16 protein-coding genes are annotated in these 21,883 nt (G+C 63.0%); 7 read left to right on the forward strand and 9 right to left on the reverse strand.

Going from position 1 to position 21,883, the window contains the following annotated elements; all coding sequences use genetic code 11:
* Nucleotides 1-561: 561 nt before the first annotated feature.
* A complete protein-coding gene (locus BR07_RS0121280; RefSeq protein ID WP_037187262.1) occupies nucleotides 562-1,455 on the reverse strand; it encodes a ParA family protein in 894 nt (297 codons plus the stop codon).
* Between the two features lie 1,491 nt (nucleotides 1,456-2,946).
* Here BR07_RS0121280 and BR07_RS0121285 point away from each other — a divergent pair.
* The 6 genes from BR07_RS0121285 to BR07_RS0121305 all read left to right on the forward strand — a co-directional run bounded on the left by BR07_RS0121285 (nucleotide 2,947) and on the right by BR07_RS0121305 (nucleotide 10,919).
* A complete protein-coding gene (locus BR07_RS0121285; RefSeq protein ID WP_027507138.1) occupies nucleotides 2,947-4,119 on the forward strand; it encodes a site-specific integrase in 1,173 nt (390 codons plus the stop codon).
* Nucleotides 4,120-4,535: 416 nt separating this feature from the next.
* Nucleotides 4,536-4,817: a DUF3892 domain-containing protein gene (locus tag BR07_RS0121290; protein ID WP_027507139.1), complete on the forward strand. Its 282-nt coding sequence runs from the start codon at nucleotides 4,536-4,538 to the stop codon at nucleotides 4,815-4,817.
* 280 nt (nucleotides 4,818-5,097) lie between these two features.
* A complete protein-coding gene (locus tag BR07_RS26800; RefSeq protein WP_231476472.1) occupies nucleotides 5,098-6,648 on the forward strand; it encodes a GNAT family N-acetyltransferase in 1,551 nt (516 codons plus the stop codon).
* Entirely contained in the window at nucleotides 6,615-7,046 is a 432-nt protein-coding gene (locus BR07_RS26805) for an ASCH domain-containing protein (protein ID WP_081821467.1), read from the forward strand. Before BR07_RS26800 ends, BR07_RS26805 begins: the two co-directional genes overlap by 34 nt.
* Before the next feature lie 1,989 nt (nucleotides 7,047-9,035).
* Complete coding sequence (locus BR07_RS25895; RefSeq protein WP_051613681.1) at nucleotides 9,036-10,220, forward strand: hypothetical protein; 1,185 nt, start codon at nucleotides 9,036-9,038, stop codon at nucleotides 10,218-10,220.
* Nucleotides 10,221-10,367: 147 nt separating this feature from the next.
* Nucleotides 10,368-10,919, forward strand: a complete 552-nt coding sequence (locus BR07_RS0121305) for a hypothetical protein (RefSeq protein WP_027507141.1) — start codon at nucleotides 10,368-10,370, stop codon at nucleotides 10,917-10,919.
* A 245-nt stretch (nucleotides 10,920-11,164) separates the two neighbouring features.
* Here the strand turns inward: BR07_RS0121305 and BR07_RS0121310 are convergent, their stop codons facing one another.
* From BR07_RS0121310 to BR07_RS0121330, 4 genes are all read right to left on the reverse strand, one after another.
* Nucleotides 11,165-11,710, reverse strand: coding sequence for a hypothetical protein (locus BR07_RS0121310; RefSeq protein WP_155957143.1), 546 nt, complete (start codon nucleotides 11,708-11,710; stop codon nucleotides 11,165-11,167).
* 121 nt (nucleotides 11,711-11,831) lie between these two features.
* Nucleotides 11,832-12,428, reverse strand: coding sequence for a chorismate mutase (locus BR07_RS0121315; RefSeq protein ID WP_027507143.1), 597 nt, complete (start codon nucleotides 12,426-12,428; stop codon nucleotides 11,832-11,834).
* 85 nt (nucleotides 12,429-12,513) lie between these two features.
* Nucleotides 12,514-13,854, reverse strand: coding sequence for a YncE family protein (locus BR07_RS0121320; protein ID WP_155957144.1), 1,341 nt, complete (start codon nucleotides 13,852-13,854; stop codon nucleotides 12,514-12,516).
* Nucleotides 13,855-14,752: 898 nt separating this feature from the next.
* Nucleotides 14,753-15,415 (reverse strand): hypothetical protein, encoded by a 663-nt coding sequence (locus tag BR07_RS0121330; RefSeq protein WP_155957145.1) that lies wholly within the window; start codon nucleotides 15,413-15,415, stop codon nucleotides 14,753-14,755.
* A 669-nt stretch (nucleotides 15,416-16,084) separates the two neighbouring features.
* On the opposite strand from BR07_RS0121330, the gene BR07_RS0121335 reads away from it, so the two are divergent.
* Entirely contained in the window at nucleotides 16,085-16,444 is a 360-nt protein-coding gene (locus tag BR07_RS0121335) for a hypothetical protein (RefSeq protein WP_027507146.1), read from the forward strand.
* Nucleotides 16,445-17,013: 569 nt separating this feature from the next.
* Here BR07_RS0121335 and BR07_RS0121340 read toward each other — a convergent pair.
* The 4 genes from BR07_RS0121340 to BR07_RS0121360 all read right to left on the reverse strand — a co-directional run bounded on the left by BR07_RS0121340 (nucleotide 17,014) and on the right by BR07_RS0121360 (nucleotide 21,700).
* Nucleotides 17,014-17,922 carry a hypothetical protein gene (locus BR07_RS0121340; RefSeq protein ID WP_027507147.1) on the reverse strand — a complete coding sequence of 303 codons (909 nt, stop codon included), beginning with the start codon at nucleotides 17,920-17,922 and terminating at the stop codon, nucleotides 17,014-17,016.
* 345 nt (nucleotides 17,923-18,267) lie between these two features.
* A complete protein-coding gene (locus BR07_RS25900) occupies nucleotides 18,268-19,485 on the reverse strand; it encodes an MFS transporter (RefSeq protein ID WP_051613683.1) in 1,218 nt (405 codons plus the stop codon).
* 192 nt (nucleotides 19,486-19,677) lie between these two features.
* Nucleotides 19,678-20,931 (reverse strand): TetR/AcrR family transcriptional regulator, encoded by a 1,254-nt coding sequence (locus BR07_RS26415; RefSeq protein WP_197027862.1) that lies wholly within the window; start codon nucleotides 20,929-20,931, stop codon nucleotides 19,678-19,680.
* A gap of 235 nt (nucleotides 20,932-21,166) precedes the next feature.
* Nucleotides 21,167-21,700 carry a hypothetical protein gene (locus BR07_RS0121360; protein WP_155957146.1) on the reverse strand — a complete coding sequence of 178 codons (534 nt, stop codon included), beginning with the start codon at nucleotides 21,698-21,700 and terminating at the stop codon, nucleotides 21,167-21,169.
* Between the last annotated feature and the right edge of the window lie 183 nt (nucleotides 21,701-21,883).

Raw genomic sequence — 21,883 nt, forward strand, 5'->3', positions numbered from 1 at the left:
TCGCCACGCCTACCCAGTGATCCTGCAATTCGTCCGCGTGTTTTTCGACAGCATCAAGAACTACTTGTCCGTATGAGCGGGCGGTCGCTGGGTTCGAGTTGCGCTCGTCCAGCGTGAGCGACCGAAGGGCGACATACAAAGCCTGCGGCAAAGCAACCTCCGGGGGCGCAATGCGGCTTGGAGTTGGAGACGAGTCGCGCCGGGTGTTGCGCCGACGCGCGTCCGCACGGCGGCGCGTGTTCGTGTCGTCTACGACAGCGGCTGTCCGGACTCCCTCCGACTGTTCCTTCCGCGGCGTCGAATCTTCCTGATGGGAACCTGATGACGATGAAGGTGCCTCTTGCTGCGGCGTGGGTTTGACCGGGTGATCTTCATCGGGATCGTCTCCCGTCCCACCCGAACCCACAACCGACAGAGTGGTCACTGGCTTGGCCGCGTCGTCGCTGTTCACAGAGTCGTGGTCGCGGCCGCCGGAACCTTGCGCGGGCTCCACAGGTGGTAGCACGTCAGCGAGATCCCCCAAGAGCTCGGGATTGAAAGCCGCACGTCGTTTGCGGCTGCTCATGCGACGCCACCTTCGACACGCTGACGTTCAGCACGGGTCACGCGGGTCAGGATCTCGCGGGTGAGTGCTTGGTAGTCGCTAGCGAGGCCGGAGGGGTCTCGTGACCACAGTCTTTCGCCCGGCTTGCTTTTCTGGCGAAGTCGCTGCAACCGATTCTTTTGGTCCGACTCAGCGGCTTCCACTAGTTCCAACGGTGTGAGGTGTCGTGTTCGTAGATCGACCGCAGCGGCTCTGTCGGACCGAATGAACGCCTCGAACGGATCGGCGCCGCTGCCTTCAAGTAAGTCGTTTACCTGGTCGAAGACATCGCGATTCCGGGCCGTGGCGCGGGGGTTGGTATCAAAGAGCACCACGCCGAGAAGCTCGATAACAGACCCTGCTTGGCGTGCGCGGAGGTAACGAAGAGCAAGCAGTTCAACCCCAGACAAGCTCGCGTCGTCGTCCCTGGTGGGCACGATGAGATACCTGGCTGTGCCGAGTAGTGCATCAAGTAGCGGCGCGTCGCCGGGCCCCGAGTCGATGAGGATCAGCTCATACCCCTCAGTCGCGCACAACGAGTTGAGGGTGTGGTCAAAGTTCGCTCGAAGATCAATCCCGGTCTGGCCCGCAGTGGCCGCCACCGATGCGACGACCGCAAGAGCAGGTCCCCCAGGGATGACATCCATGTTCGGGCGCACGTTGCGAATGGGCTGTAGTTCTTGCGCGAACTGCAGAGCCATGCTCAAGCCTCTACCGCCGTCGCCTTCGACACCCAGATCTGAGGAACTGACGTTCGCTTGTTGGTCGGCATCAACAACGAGCACTCTGCGACCCGCTGCAGCGACCATGCCGGCTACCGCGGACACGATGGAGCTCTTCCCAACGCCGCCCTTCTGGTTGGCGACCAGCAGAGTCCTTGAAGTTCCCGATGTCGTCACCCCGCAGAAAGTACTGCATGTCGGCCAGAGTGGAGTGCAGCGACACGGCCCTGCCATCGACATGTCGAAGAGATTGACAGCGCGCTGTTGTAGCAGCCTGGCGCAGAGCAATGCACATGGTCGAGAACATGGCTGCACACGTGGTCATTGCTCTTGGTTGAGAGCTAGCTTGGTCAGCCGCCTTACATAGGGGCATCATAATGACTACAACAACGGGCAGTGTAAAGGTATTACTTGGAGCCCGAAGGTCAGCCGTATGTGTGGAGCACCGTGCGGGCGCAGCATTGTCCTTGAAAATGAACGTATTGCAGTCCATATGTAGCGCCATACACTCAGGTGCGATTCAGGTCTTACCTACAGCGCGTTGTCGCCCCATAATTCTAGCCTGACTGCGTGTCTGGCGTATGGCCATGTGTATGGGCGTGCACATGGCCATAACACGAGGTGGGTAAAATTAGCAGGTCAAGGCACGCAATGACCGATATCAGACATCCATGGGCTCGCTCCCGAGGAAAGTGAGCGGACGCCGTTGAGGCACCAAAACCGTAACAAGTGAGCGATCCCATGGTTGCGGGGCGCGCTCCGGCGATGGCCCATACAGTCGGCTGTTGTTGTCCTGATGCATGCCAGTTCATATTGACTTCTTGCCTCACCGACGCGATGCCAACGCCGTCGTGATCGAAAACTCGAAGATCCAACACGTTGTGTTATTTGTCCCTATCGCGAACTGAAGGGCGTCGCTCCAGCCATTGAGGAGCGGGTGGTCCAAGCATGACGCAGCGTTCCGACACCCGCTGATGGTCCGACCGGGTGTAAACGCGCTCGGTAACGACCCGACACGACTATGTCTCCGTGGATTGACCAGCACCCCTCGTCCTTGCCCAATCCCAGCCCGCGAACACACGATTCGCAAGTACGGGCATACGTATGGCAGGTCGTATGGCCTTATTCAAGGCAGTTTGTTGCGACCAGTTCGCACGACGGCCCTCGGACCCTGCACCATGGACTCAGTATCGACACCATACGTCTTGAAAGTGGTGTCACTGTGACAAAACTCCATCTACGGGAGCATCTACGGAGGAAAGCAAAGCCTGATCCCGTGGTGCTCTCGCGGGCATGCTGGCTAGCAGCCGCCGCTCGCTTCTCCGGGTTTCATGGTGTCTCTTCGACGACTACGCAGAAGCGGTGTTGTCCAGTACCTTCTGCACGCGCCTACCGATTGGGCCGGATGCGGCAAGACATACCTCACGACGACGGTGACCATCAGTTTCCCGTTCGGGTGCGCTCAACATCGCGTCGACGCGATGGTGCTTACGAGACCGGAAACTTAGTCACATGTTGTCACCCAATGTTTCAACGAGATTGATCGTGATAATTTCACTTAACGCACTATCGAACCAGAATCGCCAGCTCAGCACAGTTTTGGCCCGCGACCATGTCGGACGAAGGGTCTAGGCTGCGGATATGGAGTCCCGACCTGTCGAACCGGCCCCCGTGCGCCCGCTGGCGGCCGTCTCAGGTCCCTCGGAGGGCGCGAAAGCGCCGGCGATCCCCGCGGCGGTGGCCGCTCGCATTGCCGGAGCGGTGGAGTCGTCCCGGTCGGCCGGGACCCGCCGCGCCTACGCTGCCGGGTGGCGACGGTTCACCGCCTGGTGCACCCGCAACGGCCACGTCGCACTGCCGGCGCACCCCGTCACCGTCGCCGCGTATCTCGTCGACGCTGCCGACACCGTCACCGCGGCGGGGGAGAAGGCCTACGCCGCCAGCACCCTGTCGGCGTGGGCATCAGCGATCAACCACTACCACCAGACCACCGGGCACACCTCGCCCACGAAGCACCACCTCGTCACGGCTGCGCTTGCAGGTATCCGCCGGCAGTACGCCAGCGCCGGCGACCGACCCCGCACCCAGCGAGCACCTTTACTGGTATCCGACATCCGGCACCTCGTCGTCACCGCCCGCTCGCAATGCGAAGGATGGGCCGACGAGGTATTTGAGCGCCGCGACACCGCACTGCTACTTCTCGGATTCGCCGGGGCGTTCCGCCGCTCCGAGCTCGCCGACCTCGAGTGCCGCGACATCAGCCTGCACCGCGAGGACGGCCTGCACATCCGGCTCCGCAAGACCAAGACCGACCAGGAAGGGCAGGGCGTTATTCGGGCACTCCCGGCCACCGAATCGCACACCACGTGCTCACCATGTGCGTACGTGCGTTGGGTGCAGGTTGTGTCAGCCTTCGACGCCGGCGGACGCCCGTTTGTCATTCGACTGCTTCGTAGTCGGGACCCGTTCGACGAGCATGTGTGCCGCGGGGGAGTGCCCCGCACTACCGCACGCGCGCCGCTGTTCCGGGCTATCGCCAAGAATGGCAACCTTGGGGACACCTCGCTATCGGGGGCCGCGGTACACAAGACCATCCGACGCCGCGCCGAGCGCGCGGGTTATGACGCCACCCTCACCGTCCAGCTTGGTGGGCACTCGCTGCGCTCCGGATTCGTCACTCAAGCGTTCCGCAACGGTGCCGACGCGCACGCCATCATGCGCCAGACCGGCCACGCCACACCCGCCATGCTCGAACGCTACGCACGCGAGAACGCACCACTCATCGGCAACGCAGTTAACGACATCGGATTATGACCGGAACAAGCTGAAGTACTGGAGCCAATGACCGCACGCCAAGCGGTGGCTGACTCGTCGTCCTCTGCCTACAGGTGAGTGAAGATGGTGAGAGCTGTCGTGTCCCAGGGACGGAAAACGTCATAACTCAGGGTCAACAGGATTGACACTGTTCGCAAGATGTGTCGGCCCCCTGCTGTCGAACTAGTAATCCACGCACGGTGGCGGACTTGCGACGTCGGGCTAAGCGTTCGCTTGAGACCGTCTCAGTGGCCGACCGACGCGACTGGGTGACGCAATTGGCGCGTTTCAAAGCATGGACCCTGCAGAACGACGCCCGAGCATACGAACACTATTAGTCAGGCGTGACGCGATGTTGTCGGTACTCGGTGCTACAAACCGGCTGGTACCGACAACGAGAAACGAGGGTTCGAGTCATGCCGCTTCAAATCACGCACATTCGCTTGTCAACGGGTGGGACGCGCAACGAGCACATCACCGATGTGTACTGGCAGGGCGACGCAGGGGAGGGCGCTGCGCCTGCCACTAAGGCGCAGATGGTGGACTACATCGACAACCAGGGGTTCCGCGCCTATGTGGTGGGGCCACGGTCTCGCTCGGACGTGGTGACGGTAAAACGAGCGGGCACTGCGCCCTATCTGCGTACTGTCGCGAACGGCGTGGAGAACGATAATCTGTTGTCGCTGCCGAGGTTCTAACGACCGGTCGAAAGCCCCCAAGTACCCTTTGCGTCGGCCTGGAGGCTCACCTCAAGCGCAGCAGGGCGGCGACCGGGGCCGCACCAGACACAGTGAGCCGCGGTGCTTTGAGCTGTGGGCGGCGCGTCATCGACGGGCAGCGTTCTTCCTTGATCGGTACACCGGTGGGCCCGACTGTCAGCACATCGTCTGACGCATTGGTCGGGCCGGGTGAATTCGCCGCCGAGCGGGCGGCGTGGCTCCACACCGTTCGCGGGCACGAAGGTCGATCATTTGGTGCGTGAGTACTGAAGGCGGTGAACCATCGGCACCCTCTCCTCTGCGCTTCCTCCTCGATACGAACGCGTTCATTGCGATGGAACCGTATGACGGCTTCCTAGAGGACGAGCTGGATGCAGCGACCACGGTAATGCGCCTCGCCCAAAAGCAGGGGCATTTGTTGCTCGTGCACCCGGCAACACGCGATGAGCTAGGCGGTGGGGCGAACAAGCCGCGAACTGCTCAGCGCCTTGCTGAGCTGGCCAAGTTCACGATGGTGAGCGAGTCTCCCATCGCGGTATCGCTTCGTGAAGCGGCCGGTGACAGCGCAGCCGACACAAATGATCACCGCGATCTTCGAATTCTTGCGGGGCTGCACGCAAACGCTGCGCACTTCTTGATCAGCAATGATGCTGGACTTCGACGTCGGGCAGTGCGCGCGGGTATCGGAGATCGCGTTCTTACGCTCGCAGACGCAGCTGCGATGCTGGTTGACCTTGAACCTGGCATTGCAAAGCAGCCCCCAAGAGTCGAACGCATCGACGCGTACGCGCTCGACCTCGACCAAGAAGTGTTCGACGACCTACGAGCCGATTACGCCGACTTTACGACATGGATCGGCAAAGTTCGTGCGGACTCCGAGAATCGAGCTTGCTTTGTCATACGCGAAGTCGACGGTACCTATGCTGCTGTTGCTCTAGTGAAGCTGGTCGAGACGGAATGCGTGTACGGATTCTCCGCTCCAGTATCAAAGATCTCGACTTTCAAAGTCTCCAGCCGTCGCGCCGGAAACAGATATGGTGAGCTCCTATTGAAGGCAGTTTTTCTCGCTCATCACGCTAACGGCACCTCATCTACCTATGTCGAGGTATTTCCGAAACACGAGCGTCTTGTCGACTTTCTGAAACTATTCGGATTCCTGAAACAAGAAGAACTGACGTCACGAGACGAACTGGTCTGCGTTAAAAGCTACAAGCCGGCGTCGGACGCAGAACCAACGATGTCGTCGTTCGACTTCCATGTGCGTTACGGGCCACCGGCGATTATGCGAGGCACCTCAACATTCGTCATCCCCATTGTGCCACGGTGGCACTCGCAGCTATTCCCGGATGTCGCAGAGGAGATTGTCCTTGACGATCAGCTGCCGTTTCCGAATTTTGTGGGGGCGACGACACGTCCGTGGGGCAATGCCATTCGAAAGGCGTATCTGTGCAACGCGCCGACGAACCAGATGAAGTCCGGTGACACAGTGTTGTTCTATCGCTCACACGGAGCCGCTTCGGTCACGGCAGTAGGTGTGATTGAAGACACCTTCCGGTCGTACAGCTCCGACCAAATCCTCAACGCCGTTGCGGGACGTACTGTGTACAGCCGTGAAGCTGTCGGGGAGCTGTGCAACCATCCTTCGGGAGTCCTGGTGGTGCTGTTTCGCCAGGACCGACTGCTGGATCCAAGTTGGTCAATCGGGGAGCTCGTTGCCAACTCAGTATTGAAGGGACCGCCACAGACCGTGACGAGAGTGAAGGAGCGCGGTAACGCATGGGTGAACTCGCAACTAGTCGATCTGCGCTGATGTCGATACACCCGGTGTATGCAACAGCAATAATGAGCGGGCAAAAAACAGTGGAGTTCCGGAAGCGGCGTCTTGCGGACGACATCACTACAGTGTGGGTGTATGCAACGGCGCCTGTTCAAGCAGTCGTTGGATGGTTCCAAATTGAAGAAGTGATTGAGGACAGTCCTGCCTCGCTATGGAGGCAATTCGGAGAAGTTGGGTGCATCAACCGTAGCGAATTCGACAAGTACTATAAGGCCCACACGTCTGGAGTTGGTATTCGTATAGGCAAGGTCGCCGAATTTGACAGTCCCTTGAATCTGTCGAGTGTCGTCGCTAGCGGCGTCCCTCCGCAGAGCTTCCTTTACATCAACGACGCGGTACTCAATGAGCTGCATGCGTCGCTGGCAGAATGAGTCAATAGTTGGTGCACCCGCTGGGTGCGAGGTTACCGTCACTTTTGATGCGTGACTGCAATTGCGAGAACACTTGGCGCAACCAACGTGTGTACTCCCGCACGTTCGACCTTATCGTGCGGGTCCTTCGCCGAGCATGACCACAACTCGGCGTCTATCAACAAACGCGCACGTCCGGCCAGTCAATAAGCGGTACTGTGGACCGCGAGCCAGCTCACGCATTAGAAGGGCCAGTGAAAAAAGCCCCGCATCGGGCGCAGGTTCAGAAGAAACGGTCTGGTGCGGAGAACGAGACTCGAAATGTCAAGCCACACTTTGCTTGTGCAAAGACGCAGGCTGGCAGCATCGCCGGTGCATTTCGGGGGTTTTCGTCCAATAGGTTCCGGACGGTTCGATACTATTCGTCGCGCTCCGCCGAAGTCAGGTGCACGGTGCGTTCTCAGTGTTACGCCAGCGACGGTGCGTTAACACGCATCCGCCGTACCTATGCCGTTCGCGCTAGGTGGTCTGGGCGCCAGGAAACACTGATGGTGCCCGCACGACCACGGAGCTCCCCGACCGTTCCGTTCGGGCTTGTCGACCGGTAAGTGATGGTGAAACTCAGGATGTGAAATTTGCAGCGCAGTGACACGTTGACACCGCACCGCCGGTCGATCCGAAAGTTGGCAGCTGAACTTCTACGCCTGCAAAGTTTCGGCGGCGCTTGTCTGCCGAATCATCCGCCTGTCACGGAGACATGGCTTGCTGACGTGTGCGGGTCCCGACCACAGGGCCGGTTGGTGCTGACAGCACGTAGTCGGTTCTCGGCGATCAGCCAGTGTCGGCCCGACGACGTGAGCCGACCGAGTGTAGTGCTGCGACCCCCGTGGAGTTGCGTCTCACCACCGCATGGGGGGCGGTGGTATCGGAACGATCTGTATCGGTGCGGGCGATGGCTTGGGGGTTTGTTGCGGGATTGGTTGAGGTCGCGGTCTGGGGTACTGGGGTTGAAAACAGTAGGCGTCGTAGCACCCGCCCAGAGCGGGCAGGGCTTCGAGGATGCTGAGTGCACCGTCGCCGTTGACGTCGGATGCCGGGGCGTAGGCGGATGGCACCAGCGGAGCTTCCACGATCTCTCGAACTGTGACGACACCGTCGCCGCTCGGGTCGAACGCGGGTGTCGCCGCCGCGGTAGCGGTGGTTGCCAGAATGGAGAGAACGGTCAGCGCGCCGATTGACATCGCAGAGACCGCTATGCGGTGAGTCATGTGTACCTCTCGTCGTGTGCAGTCATCATCGACCCCGGCGGCGCATGTACAGGCTCTCAGCATTGCGATATGGAGACTCTTCAATCGGATGCGTAGTGCGACGCTGGTCGATGTACTGAGCGACTGACCGGACGATCAGTACGCGAACGTCGGCGCCCATCGCATGTACTGAGTCGAGTCACTTCCACGGGCCCAGGCACGAGAACGCAGTCGGGGCGATGGCGACACGAACTACATCCGAGGTGATGCATCTGTATTCAGCGCTTCCTCGGTAGACGACGTCGCTCGCCCACATCAGTGCGCTCAGGTAACCATTTTCGTCCGTAGTGCTGATCGATCGGTCAGTGTGCGGGCGCGAATGCCCCGCGTACTCGCGGTCTTCCTGTCATAGAGTCGCCGAGCGGTGCGCGGGGATGTCCCGACAGCGCCTGTCCCACAACGGTTGTGTGATGAACTGCGCGCGAGGCTGACCGGGTCGAGCGCGGGTCGGGGCCGCAGAGACACTAGGAGTGCGATGATCTTGAGGGGCAGACGGAGCGCCGCAATGGCGGTGGTGGCAGCTACGGCGCTGGTCGCCACCTCGTGTTCGCTATCTCCGCCGAGCCCCCAGTTCGTCACTGCCGACCCCGACGACGGCACATTGATCGCTGCTTCCGGATTCGATGTGCACCGCGACGGTTTCGGGTTTCGAAACTGGGGCCCGGCTGACGCAGCCCACGGACGGGTATTGACACCCGCGGCGATGCAGTCCTTGTTCGGCGACGGGGTGTGCACACCCCCCGCAGCGATGGGATCCTGCAACCTGACCGCGGCCGGCCAGGTGTCCTCGGAGATCTTCGAACAGGGCATGAGTGGTGGGCACTGCTTCGGGATGGCCGCGGTCGCAGGATTGTGGTTTCGCGGTCTCGTGGACACCGCGCCCTACGTCTCGGCCGGCGCTACGGTCTACGACACCGGACCCTCTCCGACGGTGGACGAGCTCATCGGGAGGTACTTCCTGACCCAAGGATTCGCCCCCACCGTCGCCGCCGCCGAGTCCGCTCCGGTCGCGGACATCGTCGACGACCTCGCCGCTGCATGGTCTCGTGGAGAGGATTACGTGCTGGGGTTCTACACCGACGCCGACAAGAACTCCGGCCACGCCGTCACCCCGATCGAGACCCGCGACCTCGGTGACGGTGAGGTCGGGATAGTGCTCTATGACAACAATTTCCCGGGTCGGGAGACGATGCTCGTGGCGAACCGCGACCAGGACACGTGGTACTACACCACAGCCGCGGACCCCGCTGACGACAGCTATCTTTTCGTCGGCGGACCCGACAACCAACTGGAACTCACGCCGTTGACGTCGATGACCGGCATGCACCAGTGCCCCATGTGTGAGGAGTCGGACGGTTCCGACTACGTCGCACTGGTTACCGACGGGGACCCCGATGCCGATCCGGCGTCGAACGAAGACCCCGAATGGTCGCTGGCGGTGGCCGATGCCAACGGCGATCATTCCGAGACCATCCGGCGTTCCGAGTTCTTCAACAACGACAACACCGCGCTGCTCGAAGCGCCCTTGAACACCCCGATGCGGTTGACTCTGTCGGATCTCGACGGTGATGCCGACAGCGCTGCCGCCACAGACCTCTCGATCATGGGAGACGGGTGGGTGGCGAGACTGCAATCTCTGCAGCTCGATCTTGACGCCACGCTGACCGTCACTGCCGACCCCGCCGCACGTACCGTGACCCTTTTCGCTGATGCGCCCACTACCGCTGATCTGACGGTTGCCGTCGACACCGACACGCTGTCCCGCTCGGCCACGGTCCGCTCGACCGCCGTGGACGCGGGGCAGACGGTCACGCTCGGCACGACGGGACAGTCCCTCATTCTGACGGACAGCGACGGAACGACGTTGCGAGAGGTAGAGATGCGTTGAACCGATTCGACGGGGTGCGGACATCTTCGGCGGGTTCCCGTGTGCGAGTCCCGCGCCGTCATCCGACGATCACCGATGATGGTGGGAGACAGTGCCGAAACCGGGCGCGGCCGGATGGGTCGGCGTAGGCGCGAGGAGAGGGAACAGATGGCTCAGAAGCAGACCACGCCGAGGACGCGAGCGTTCCGGCGCGCACGCGTCAAGTGGCGGGCGGTGTCGTCTTTGTTCGAGATCGAGCCGCTGGTGTACGGGACGGTCATCGTTCTGACCGTCCTGCTCGCCGCGGACGAGCACGTGGTCGACGACTACGGCGACGCGACCGGTCTCGTTCTGGGGCCCATGCTCGCGACGATGCTCGCGCACCTGTTCGCCTCGTCTTTAGGGTTCGTTCATCGCCACCATCGGGCACCCGATCGCGCTGAGGTGCGGCACCTCGTCCGTCATGCGGGCCAGTTTCTTTGGCTCACGGTCCTTCCGCTGATGTTGCTGGCGATAGGGCGAACGACAGGCACATTCTCGGCGCAGGGTGTCCTCGACGCAGTTGTCGAACTCGGCTTCTGGTTTCTCGTGGTGCTCGGTGGATTGGGCGGGTGGCACGCCTCTCCCTCGGCACGATGGTTGGGCGTCGGCGTCGGCGCGGTCGGTGCCGTGGTCATCGGCATGGTTCTCGTGGTGCTCAAAGCCGTTCTCGAACACTGACAGTTGGCGAATTGTCGGGTGAGTGCGCCGCGGAACGTGTAGGGGCACCCTACGCGGCACCGCGGGTTCGATTCTCCTGTGCGCCATGACGGTTCTTCACCACCCCGCAGTGGGCGGACACCGATCGGCATTTCGGGAGCGTTCGTCCCCTTGTCTGACCGCATGCGCCGTTCGGATGACCGATTTATGTCTCCGTACGCGGGGTGGGGCTCAACCGGGGATGCCGCGAGCGCAACCGCAGGTGTCTACGAGGCGGCGATGCTCACTCGGACCAGTTTCGGGTCGAAACTGTCCCCGGCAGTCCACGTGTCGGCCGACACCCGACCTGCGGGCACTGTCAACCTGGTTCTGTAGACGGCGCCTGACACATCATGAAAACCGATCTGATAGGTCACCGTCTTGTCGGCGATCTGGTTTCGAACGAAGACGTTGTAGACATAGGCTCCCCTCTGCAGCGCGGTGGGTCGGTCCATTCCGACGACCCAGCGGGTGCTGTACGGGCCGTCGATATCCCCCTGCGATTGCCCGAGCTTGATATCTGTCTCGAGCGTGATCGAACCGGAGTTGGGAAGCGGGCCGGGTCCGGTGTGCATCACAGGTACCGAGCGCCCCAGTCCTTCGTTGATGCTCACTGCGCCGTCGCCGTTGGTGTCCGACCCGGGCAGATAGCCATCGGGTACCAGGGACGCATCGAGGACTTCATTCTGCGTCACCACCCCGTCGCCGTCCGGATCGAATGCAGGCCCGGCGTTCGCGGTTCCAGGTGTTCCGACGGCGAGGCCGGCGGCCACACCGAATGCCGCTGCAGTTCGTGCCTTGTACAGCCTCATGACATTGCCTCTCGTGCTGACTCGGTAATTCTCGGGGGGGGTGCCGAACGCATTCGTCCTCGGCACAATGACGGGGCTCGGCTCACAGGCTGCAGTACGACGCGGTCGCGCGGGTGAGCGCTACCGCATAGTCAGCCCCGAGGGCCAGTCGTCCGATCGTGTCGGCAACGGCCGCGACGACCAGCGCTTCGCACCCGGGGCTGGTGAGGACGTGACGGTGCCGGTGGAGCTGATCCACCATCGCCACATTGAGCGCGTCGATGGTCGCACGTGCGGTCGACAGATCTGGTCGTACAGTCGGCGCCGTGTGCGGCAACAGCTTCCACTGTGCAAACCGGGCGTATTCGACGGCTTCCGTGGCGTCGATCTGGTCCCGGAACACCCTGTACACGAAGGCCTGGTCCAGGCCCGCTTCCGCGGCCAGGCGAGTCACGGTATCGAGAACCTGCTTCTCGCGAGGGGGATCGTTGACAGGTGTGACCGTGCCCCATTTCGCACTGGCAGCGTCGTCAGCGATCAGAAGTCGTTGGCCGGCGGCGAACACAAGCGCGTTCAGTGGCAAATCTGCGGCCTGTGCCGTCGTACCGGCGCCTACCGCGATCCCGGCGGTGACTGTGAGTGAGAGCGCGAGCGCGCGTGCCCATGAGCGGGCGCGGTGCGCTCGTGCCGAAGACGACATCGATCGGGGTGGTCGCATGAAGTGCTCTCTGAACAAGTGTCGAATGGACTGATGGTGACGGCGAACGGCGTGTTCGGGTCAGTCGTCAACTGCCGAAGACGGAGGGGGTGCTGGCAGTGGAGAGGGTGTAGGCAATCAACCCTTGGCCTGTCGCGCCGGCAACGAACACCGTCGATGTACCGGAATCGTAAGCGGGACTGTGCAGCCCCGATCCGGGCGATGTCACGCGGTCGACGACCGCCCCGTCCTCGACGCGCACCAGATCGCGCCCGTCAGCGAGATAGAACACATCGTCGCTCGGGCCGTACGTGACGTCGAGGAACCGGCCCGCCTCACCTGTGACGGGTGTGGTGACCCCGGTGGAGGTATCGAGGATCGACCCCACCCCGTAATCGGTGGTGAACACGTGACGTCCGCTGGGCGAGACGGCGATCTTGGTGGTCGATCCAGATCCGGCAACTCGGATCGGCCAACTCTTGCCCACAACCTTCGATCTGACATCCACCGGGAACAGCGTCGGGGGAGTCAAGCCGACCACGTAGGCAGTGCGGCCGTCGCCTGATCGTGCCGGGCGTACGGCGACGGGGCTGACGTCGAGTGGTGCACTGGTCCCAGTGCGGGTGTCGATGATATCGGCGCCGTTCACGAGTGTCGTACGGACGAGGCTGTCGCCAGCGGTCGCCACCGCTGCGGTGGTCGACTGCGAGCTGATCACTGCGCTCACTGTCAAGTCGTGCATGTTGACGCGAAGTATTCCATTCGTCAGCGCAACGTACGCTACCCAACCGTCGTCGACAGAGACGGACAGCGACCTGATCTGCGCCGCACCGGGGTCGGGTATGGGAAGCGTCACCCATCTGCCGACAGTTCTGCGTGTGTGGGCATCGACGACTTCCGCTGTCTTCCTGTCACCGTCGACGACCCACACCCAATTCGAGTCGGGCGACACTGCCACAAGTGTGGGTGTTCCCACCCGGTCCAGAGCGATGCTTTCAAAGCCGCTCGACCACATTGCCGGCTGCGCCTCGGCGGGCAGCGCTGACACCACGAGAGCGGTGGTCAGGGTCGCCAGGACGATGGTGAACCGACGTGTTCTACTCGTCAACATGGTGGTGATCTCGCCTCCGTCGCTCCGCGCGAACGAATTCGATCGCATGTGAGCGAGGAAACCACGTGCTCGGATAGGCGAACGACCATCACACACCACGTCGCAGGATCTCCGGCGTGACCCTCGGACGAAACTCCACTTCACCGCAGCGTCGACTGACTGATCGCACAGACTCCGCCGGCGCATGATGGTGGTCGGCGATGTGGCGCAATTGGTTTTGAACACCATCGTGAGCACCGCGACGTTGGACGGTCCGATACCCTTCTCGGCCGAAGGGTTCGGCGACCCGACGCCGACGAGACTGGCGTCGATCGTCACCCGGACGATCGTGGGTCGACGGGTCTGGTGAACGTGACCTTTTTCCGGATTGTGTTTCGCACCCACGGGCTGGCTGTCTTGTAGATGGCACCGGAGGCAACTTCGAAAGCGAATTTGTAGGCCGACTATCCTGTCTGGCGCGGATCCATCTCCGGGTCGACCTCGACCTCGATCGAGGCGCGTCGACGCTGAGACGGCCGTAGGGCTCGTATCGCGAGCCTGTGAGGTTCATCGTGAATCTTCCCGTCCACGTTCTGCTCGCCGGGGCACCGGCGGCTTCACCGAGACTGACGGCGCCGTCCCCCTTGCCCTCTCGGCCGGACGCGACCGTGGTGGGAAGCGGAGGTGCCGACAAGACCTCGCAGTCGGTCACGATTCCCGTCGCCATCGGGATCGAAGATCGGCGCGGCCAGCGCCGATTACATCGACCCGCCCGTCAGTGCAGCGATCATGGTGATCGTGGCAGCGGTACGACGTGGCTTCGTCATCGAGATGATCCGTCCTGTTAGCAGTTGGTTGATCGCGCAACTGACCCGACCTTCGCCGCAGCAGACCATGTCTGCCGGCAGGACCTGGAATCGAATGAGCCGACCACGCGTGCGCGTGCGGAGGTCACAACGTGATCCGATGTGCCCGGTTCGACCCCAGTCGGAGTCCGAGACACCCAGCTCAACCGTCCCCGTCTCTGGCGATGGTTCCGCGCCTCTCCCTCACGCGTGGTGATCGATCCATGAGTTCGAGCGGGGGAATCGCGACTTCTAGCCGGTTGTCGCACGAGGCGTGCGGAGAGCAGGTGGCGCAGACTCCGCCGCCCGCGGACAGCTATTACCGGGAACGGGCTGGGTATTCTCTCGACAATGCTGCGCACGACGATGTGCCCGTGACATCGCCGACGGAGTCAGTGTCGGATGATGACCTTCACAATGGTGGGATCCGAACTGTAGTAGCCGATCTCCTGGGTGCGATCGTGCACGTTGATAAAGGACTGCAGCTGGTACTGGTCGCCTGTGGCATCCTCGAACGTGAACCGAAAATCCTCGAACCTCAGACCTTTGTCGATGCGCCTTACGTTGATCACGTACTGCCCCCACTGCACCAGAGCCGCCTTGGTCACGCTGATGGACCACAGCGAATCCGCCGGCCCGCGGACGGACTTAGTCTCTCCGAACCTGATTGGTTCCCCAGAAAAGGTGATCTCCTCGCCGGTCGGCGCTACGAACGAGTCACCACCGCGAACTGCCTCGGCAATGCTCAGCGCACCGTCACCGTCGGCGTCCCGGTCCGGCAGGTATCCGGCAGGAACCAGCGGCGCAGTGAAGACCTCGGCAGGGGTCATGGTGCCGTTGTTGTCCGGGTCGAGAGCCGGTGTCGCTGCAGCAGGGATGGCGGCGATGGAAGAGAACAGTGTGGCACCGAGGAGTGACGTGGCAGCTAATCGGACGATTGATCGCATGATGTGGTGAGTCCTGACATGAGCACGATGGATGGGGGACGGCATGATGGGCGAAACTTCGGCCACCGGTGAAATCGCCAGCGCACTGAATCTAGCTGCATGAATCATCGCAAAATTGAGTGAGTAGTCCGGCTGGAGAAACTGTCTTTTCCGAGGAGGCACTCGCTCCAGCCCTGGGTAGGGTTTTCCTGAACGATCGCTCAGCCAGCAATTTGTCGTGGTGTCGCACCGCCGCTTCCTCGTCGACGGCGAAGTACGGCGTGCCGGAAGCCAACGATCGAATGCGGGTCCGACGAGGGACCGAACGATCAGTGATCATGCTCTCGAACAGCGTGTTCGGGCCGCCGCCGACCCGAAGCGTCTCCACAATCGGCAGGGGTGTCCCGTCGTCCTGATGTTCAGGCGACAATGGAGCAGGATCAGCACGTAGATCAGGCGAGCGTCGCCATCGCCATTCATTCCGAGTCGGAGCCGAGCAGTTGGTTTCGCCACAGAGAGAGAACAGTCATGTCGCATTCATGTCGAGGCCGGGTTCAGGTGGCCGCAACTGCAACTGCAGCTGCATTTCTACTCCTGCTGGCGCAACCGACTGTGGCTGCCGCCCACCCTCTGCCCTGTTGCGCAGTACCCACGACGAGCGCGGCCACGGGCCCGGGATCGCACGTACTTCCTCCCGACCCGCAGCCCGCGGTCGTTCGTCCGACGCAGACGCAGGACGGCAGAGTCAGCGCTGTGGAGATCGACCTACGTGACGACCGTGTGTTACGGGACGGCGAAATGTTCGATGTGTCGGCAGCGCTGCGGGCCTCGGGTCTGAGCTTCACCGGCGCCATGGTCGAGATGGGGTGGCAGTCGACGAACGCGAGCGTGAAGGTCACTACGCATCAACGGCTGTGGTACCACAACCGCATCACGACATCGGTCAACTTTCGTGACAAGTCCCCGGTGAAGGTGGACTGGTCATTCACCGATGCCACGGGAGACGTGTACTCCCTCTCCGACGAGACATCGGGTGAGCACACCGTGGACTACAACAGCGACAGTCCCACGCTCGTCCGTCTGACCGTCAAGGCAGAGTTCTCCTCGCCCGGGCCCGATCCGGGACCCGCTCCGTACCACGAGCAGTGGGCTTCCTGATCAGTACAGGGTAAGTGCGTAGCAGGTCGAAGTACCTGTGCAACTCGGCGCGTTCGACGTCCGACGCGAGGGCGACACGATCGTCATCGGACTCGGAGGAAACGCCGTCGGAGCGTCCGCTGGCTCGGATTGGTCCTCGCAAGTTGCGACGTCGGCCAGACTCGGTCCGTGGTGGACACCAGAGATGCGAGCGACACAACCCGTCCGACGATTGAAGTGGTCCCCACACACCAAGTTGTGGGGACAGTGTTCTCGGCTCACAGCGGGTGGGTTCAGACCGGACTCGAAGGCGGTAACGAGGTCGTTCGACGTCCGCGTTCCGGCTTCTTTCGACCTGACAGCAATCACGGGCCCTACCGGCTCGGGCTGCTGTCGGTTCGGATGCATCACAGCGACTGTGACGATGCAGGATGTTGCGACAGTTCTGTACACGGCGTCGCGGCATCGCTCGTCGAGATGCATCACTCGGATTGGTGCCGGCGATGTGCGCTGAGGCGAACTGATCACTTGTCTCTCTGTCGAACAGGCAGTCTTCGACGACAGGGCCCCGACGCTCGTGTGCTACGCGATCAGCTGCCGAAGGGGGATCGAGTCGTCGTCTGTGGATTGAGGACAGCGATCAGCACGCCCCCGCCAGCGGCGAACAGGGTGTTCGTCCCGGTCGCGTACACAGGATTGTGAACGGTGGCGGCAGGCGTGGGAATGCGGTCGATGACCGTGGCGCCGTCGACGAGTACCAGATCCGATCCCACAGCCACGTAGTACGCACCGTCGCGGGCGCTTGCGCTGACGTCTCCGGCGCGTCCGATACTTGCGGGTGCGGGTGTGCTGGCCCCGGTGGTGACGTCGACGGAGACGGCCGTTCCCTGAGCGCCGGAGGCGAAGAGATGTTGTCCGGACATCGATACCGCGGTCCGAGCCCCGGATCCGTCGTTGGCTTGCGGTACTGGGTGGCTGGCGACCGCCGTACGTGATCGGATGTCCACCGCCCAGAGTGTCGAGCCGGCGATCCGACGCACGTAGGCGGTCCGGCCATCAGAAGAGAGCGTCACACCGCTGAGTGGGCCCGGGACCGCGGGGACGGGCGTTGCGCTTCCACTCGCGAGATCGATTATCTCCGTGCCGGTGTCGAGACCGGCGACGACCAAGGTGTCGTCCACGCCGGCGACAGCACCCATGACGGAGAACCCGCCCTTGACTTCGGTCGACGTGAGGTTGTGCATGTCGACCCGCAGGATGTTGCCGGACAGTGCGACGTAGGCGACCCACCCATCGGTGGGTGAGACCGAGATCGACCGGACGTCGATGTTCGCTGTGGTGCTCTCGAGTTGTACGTACCTGTTCGTGCGCGTGCGCGTTCTGGCGTCGACGACCTCGACCACCCCGGAGGTGGCGTCCGCTACCCACACCCAGTTGCTGTCGGGCGAGACCGCGACGTGTGTGGGGTTGAAGGTGTGTCCCAGTCTGACCGTCTGCACGGTTGTCCCCTGAGTCAGGGGTTCTGCCTGGCCTGTCACAGTCGTCGTTGCGACCAGCGCGCTGAACACCAGTGCGATTGTTCCAAGTCGCCACAGTGGTCCAGCGGTGAACAAACGCGTCATGGGGTACTCCGATCCTCACGCGCGGTCGAAGGAACTCGCGTCTGTCGGCAATCTTGCTCGCTGATCCACCGTTGGAGCCGCGCCGCACAAAATTCGGAGGTCCTCGACTGTGGTAGTTCGGGTGGAGGCCAGTTCGACGGCCCCCGCGCTGAGCGACCGCACAGGTGGTGACCAGATCCAGTGCGGCTTCGCGACCTGGTCGTAGGGGAAGTCACCGCGAGGTCAGCGCTTCTGCCGGCGTGCGGCGCCGAGAAGTCCCAGCGACGCCAGCATCAGAGCGCAGGGGACGACGAGGAGGAGGCTGTGCCGCAGTCCCGTCGCAGCGGCCGTGCCGGCGCCGAGGATGTCGGAGAGCGCGCCCACCAGGACAGGTCCGAGTGCCCCTCCGAGAAGGTAGAACGCCGCGTAGAACACGCCGACGGCTGAGCCACGCTGCTGTGGGGGGACGACGTCGAACAATGTTGCCAACGCAGCTGAGTGAAACGCGTTGACGCACAGCCACCCCGCGGAGAACACCACAACGAATGCTTCGAAGGATCTCGATGAGAACGTGAAGCTCAGCGCGGTCAGTGGAACGGCCGCCAGCACCGCGAGTCCGCCCGCCGCGGAGCGGGCAGCGGAGGACCGCTTTCGAGCGCGGTCGGCCAGGACGCCGCCCAGCAGCAGTCCCAGCACGGCGCTGGCGCCGACCGTGACCCCGACTGTCGTGGCCGCCCGTGTGAGCGTGAGCCCGAAGTAGCGCTGAACATAGGCGGTGAGGAACGTCGCGACCGCGTACGAGGCGATCTGAATTCCGATTCCGCTGAGAACCAGCCACCGCACCTCGGCGATCGAGACCAGGGCCATGATCGACCGGATGCTGCCGGAATCGTGGTCCGCGGGTGGTCGTCGATCCGCCGGCATGCGATACAGCATCGCTGCCACCACGCATCCGGCTGCGGCAGCGAGGACGAAAGGCGCCCGCCACGTCCCGAACGAGTTGACGACCGGTCCCACGGTCAATGCTGCCAGCACGAAGCCCACCGGTATGCCGAGTTGCAGAACAGCTGTCGCCCGTCCACGTCGTTCGGTGGGGAACCGTTCTCCGATGAGGGAATTGGCGGCCGGGGCGAAGGCGGCCTCCCCGATGCCGACACCGGCCCGAGCAATGAGCAGGATGAGCAGACTCGACGCCGCTCCTGTCAGTGCTGTGAACGTGCTCCATGCCAGGACACCCAGGACGAGAATGCGCCGACGGCTGTAACGGTCTGTGAGGCGACCCAGGTGCAGTCCTGCCAGCGCGTAGACCACCACGAACAGTGACCCGAGGGTGCCGATCATGGTGTCGGAGAGTCCGAACTCGGCTGCGACGGGTTCGACGAGTATTCCCGGGAGTGCTCGGTCGTAGAAATTGAGAACGTTGGCGAGCGTCAGCACCGCCAGAACACGCCACGCGGCCACTACCTGTCCACCCCTGACCGATGATCGTTCGACGGAATATGTTGCGCCGGAGACTGAGCGCCGCCGAATGGTAACGCTTGCCCGCATTGCCGGGGCTGTAATCGTCGTCCCGTTCGTTGTCGACCGGTGGCTCATCGACTGTGGGACCGATGTCGCCGATCCCGATCGGCGAGGCGCGGAAACAGGGTTCGGTCACGACCTGTGAGTCTGTTCGGGGGAGGTGCGTACGCGCTCGCGCAGCACGTGCGCGGCCACCATGCGTGCGGTGTGGGAAGGGAACCTCAGGGTCCGTCGGATGGTCGCGATGATGATCATCGTCGCTTCCTCCATCCGATCGTCGTGGTCGCGGTGTCCGTCGTTCAACAGTTTGGCCAGCGCGGTGATGACGGTTTGCGGCGCACGGCGGGAGGTGGGATCGACGAGTTCCGCGAGGTACGGGGGTGCGATGTCGGTGCGGGTCGCGGCCGCGGTGACCAGAGCGCGCACAGCTCGCTCGAGCGAATCCGGCTGGTCGGCACCTTGATCGTGGCCGGTGCCACCTCGCAGTACCCCGTCTGCGGCCTGTTTGTCGAACAGTTCGGCAGCGAGCGCCGCTTTGGAGACGAAATGGCTGTAGAGCGTCGATTCGCTGACTTTCGCAGCTCGCGCGATCTGGGACATCTTGGTGACTGCGAAGCCGCGTGTGCCGAACTGTTCTGCAGCGGTGTGGAGAAGAACGGCGTGTTTGCGTTCGGAGATTTCGGTGATGGCCCGTCGTCCCCGCCGAAGTGGGTAGTAGTTGATCTCACTGAGGCGGTCCTCGACGGTGTGGCGGTCGCCGATCACCCGCATCGAGATCATCGACATCGACGCGGCGGCGCGAGCGAAGGAGTCTATGTCGCCTCGGTCGGGGTCGATGAGGTGGCGGGTGACGGATCCGGACAGCAGCGACGAGTGTGCGGCGATATAGGTGCTCGGTGTCCACGGGGGACGTAGTTCGCGGCCCCAACTGTGCAATAGCTTGGCGAGCATGGGCTCGAGGCGAGCATCGATGGCCGCGAGATACTGCTGATACGCAGCGTCGGCCGTCGGTCCACCCAATGCCCACACACCCAGACGCAACCGCAGCTCGGGATCGCCGGTGACCCGGAGAAACTCGTTGTGGTGCAAAGCCACGGCAGCATCGACAGGAAGTGCGGATTCCGCCAGTGCGTCGATGGTGGCGCCGACCTCCCCGGCGGGGACAGTGCCGGGATCGAAGATCCGGTCCACGACTTCGACCGCGAGTGTCTCGACCGAACCGAAGTGATGGAACACCAGGGCTGTCGACACGCCCGCGCGCCGCGCAATCGCACGGGTTCCGACTGCGCTCAACATCAGTGCGGGCGTCAGTTCGGACAGGCTCCGTACGGCTGCGGTGATGATGCGGTCGCGGGCGGAGGGCCCGGATTCGCGTAAGGCTGCCATGGCCGCCGACGTCTCCTCCGGGTCCGGGAAGTCTGATGGTCGACGAGACGTCATCGACAGATTCCGGCTGCGTCGGTCGATCGTTCGGTCGGGCCAACGGGCGGGTGGCCGCGTCGCGTCTCCATGATCATGCCGGCGGCCTCGCTCTGTTCATCGACCCATCGTGTCAAAGGTTGCTGATCATTCTCGCGAGGATCGACCGCACCGCAGATCGTCTGCCGCCTCGGGACTCGTCCTAGAACCCGGACTCCCGGCAGAGCTGGGTGTCGATGTCGCCTTGCGAGCACAGGTACTGCAGCTGTGCGTCGGCCGCTGACGGTGTGTCGCTCTGGTGCGGAACCGCGAACCCTGCGTCGGCGCACAGGCCGGTCCCGGCCTCGCCGCGAGAACACAAGTACTGGAGCTGTGCGTCGGCCGCGGAAGCAGCTGTCGGCGGGGACGGCACTTCGAACCCTGCGGCGCCGCACACGTCGGAGGCGGCTTCACCAGTCGAGCAGAGGTACCGCAACTGCGCGTCCGCCGCACCGGGTCCGGTCTGGCCCGGCACCGAGGGCGCTCGGGTGTCCATTGCTGATCCGGCGGTCGGCGTAGCCGGGACGGATGTGGGAACGGCGGTGGTCGTGGGCACCGTGGTGGACGGCGCGCCGCTGGCGGACGCGGCAGCACTGGCGGACGCGCTGGTCGCCGGGGTGGATGTCTCGCCCTGACTGCAGGCGGATGCGAAGACCACGTACCCCAGCGCTGCGATGGTCACAAGAATTCGCTTCATGAACGTCCCGTCCGTGTCGGTTGTCTCGCACTCGTCGTGTCCCGGTGCCGAGCCGACAGTGTCACGGGTGGGACCCGGCGGCGGCGAGATCATGGGATCGTCCGAGTTCCTCGTTCCCGTTCTTGTCTCACGACATGGGCGAGGACGTCGATTCGCTGACAAACCGATCAGTAGTTGTCGGTG

The organism is Rhodococcus sp. UNC23MFCrub1.1, from assembly GCF_000686025.1.
GTDB lineage: Bacteria > Actinomycetota > Actinomycetes > Mycobacteriales > Mycobacteriaceae > Rhodococcoides.

Excerpts from the sequence above, each read along its gene's own strand:
- BR07_RS0121285 (WP_027507138.1), top strand. The coding sequence starts at position 2,947 with ATGGAGTCCCGACCTGTCGAACCGGCCCCCGTGCGCCCGCTGGCGGCC.
- BR07_RS0121290 (WP_027507139.1), top strand. The coding sequence starts at position 4,536 with ATGCCGCTTCAAATCACGCACATTCGCTTGTCAACGGGTGGGACGCGC.
- BR07_RS26805 (WP_081821467.1), top strand. The coding sequence starts at position 6,615 with ATGGGTGAACTCGCAACTAGTCGATCTGCGCTGATGTCGATACACCCG.
- BR07_RS25895 (WP_051613681.1), top strand. The coding sequence starts at position 9,036 with ATGCAGTCCTTGTTCGGCGACGGGGTGTGCACACCCCCCGCAGCGATG.
- BR07_RS0121305 (WP_027507141.1), top strand. The coding sequence starts at position 10,368 with ATGGCTCAGAAGCAGACCACGCCGAGGACGCGAGCGTTCCGGCGCGCA.
- BR07_RS0121315 (WP_027507143.1), bottom strand. The coding sequence starts at position 12,428 with ATGTCGTCTTCGGCACGAGCGCACCGCGCCCGCTCATGGGCACGCGCG.
- BR07_RS0121330 (WP_155957145.1), bottom strand. The coding sequence starts at position 15,415 with ATGATTCATGCAGCTAGATTCAGTGCGCTGGCGATTTCACCGGTGGCC.
- BR07_RS0121335 (WP_027507146.1), top strand. The coding sequence starts at position 16,085 with ATGTTCGATGTGTCGGCAGCGCTGCGGGCCTCGGGTCTGAGCTTCACC.
- BR07_RS26415 (WP_197027862.1), bottom strand. The coding sequence starts at position 20,931 with ATGGCAGCCTTACGCGAATCCGGGCCCTCCGCCCGCGACCGCATCATC.
- BR07_RS0121360 (WP_155957146.1), bottom strand. The coding sequence starts at position 21,700 with ATGAAGCGAATTCTTGTGACCATCGCAGCGCTGGGGTACGTGGTCTTC.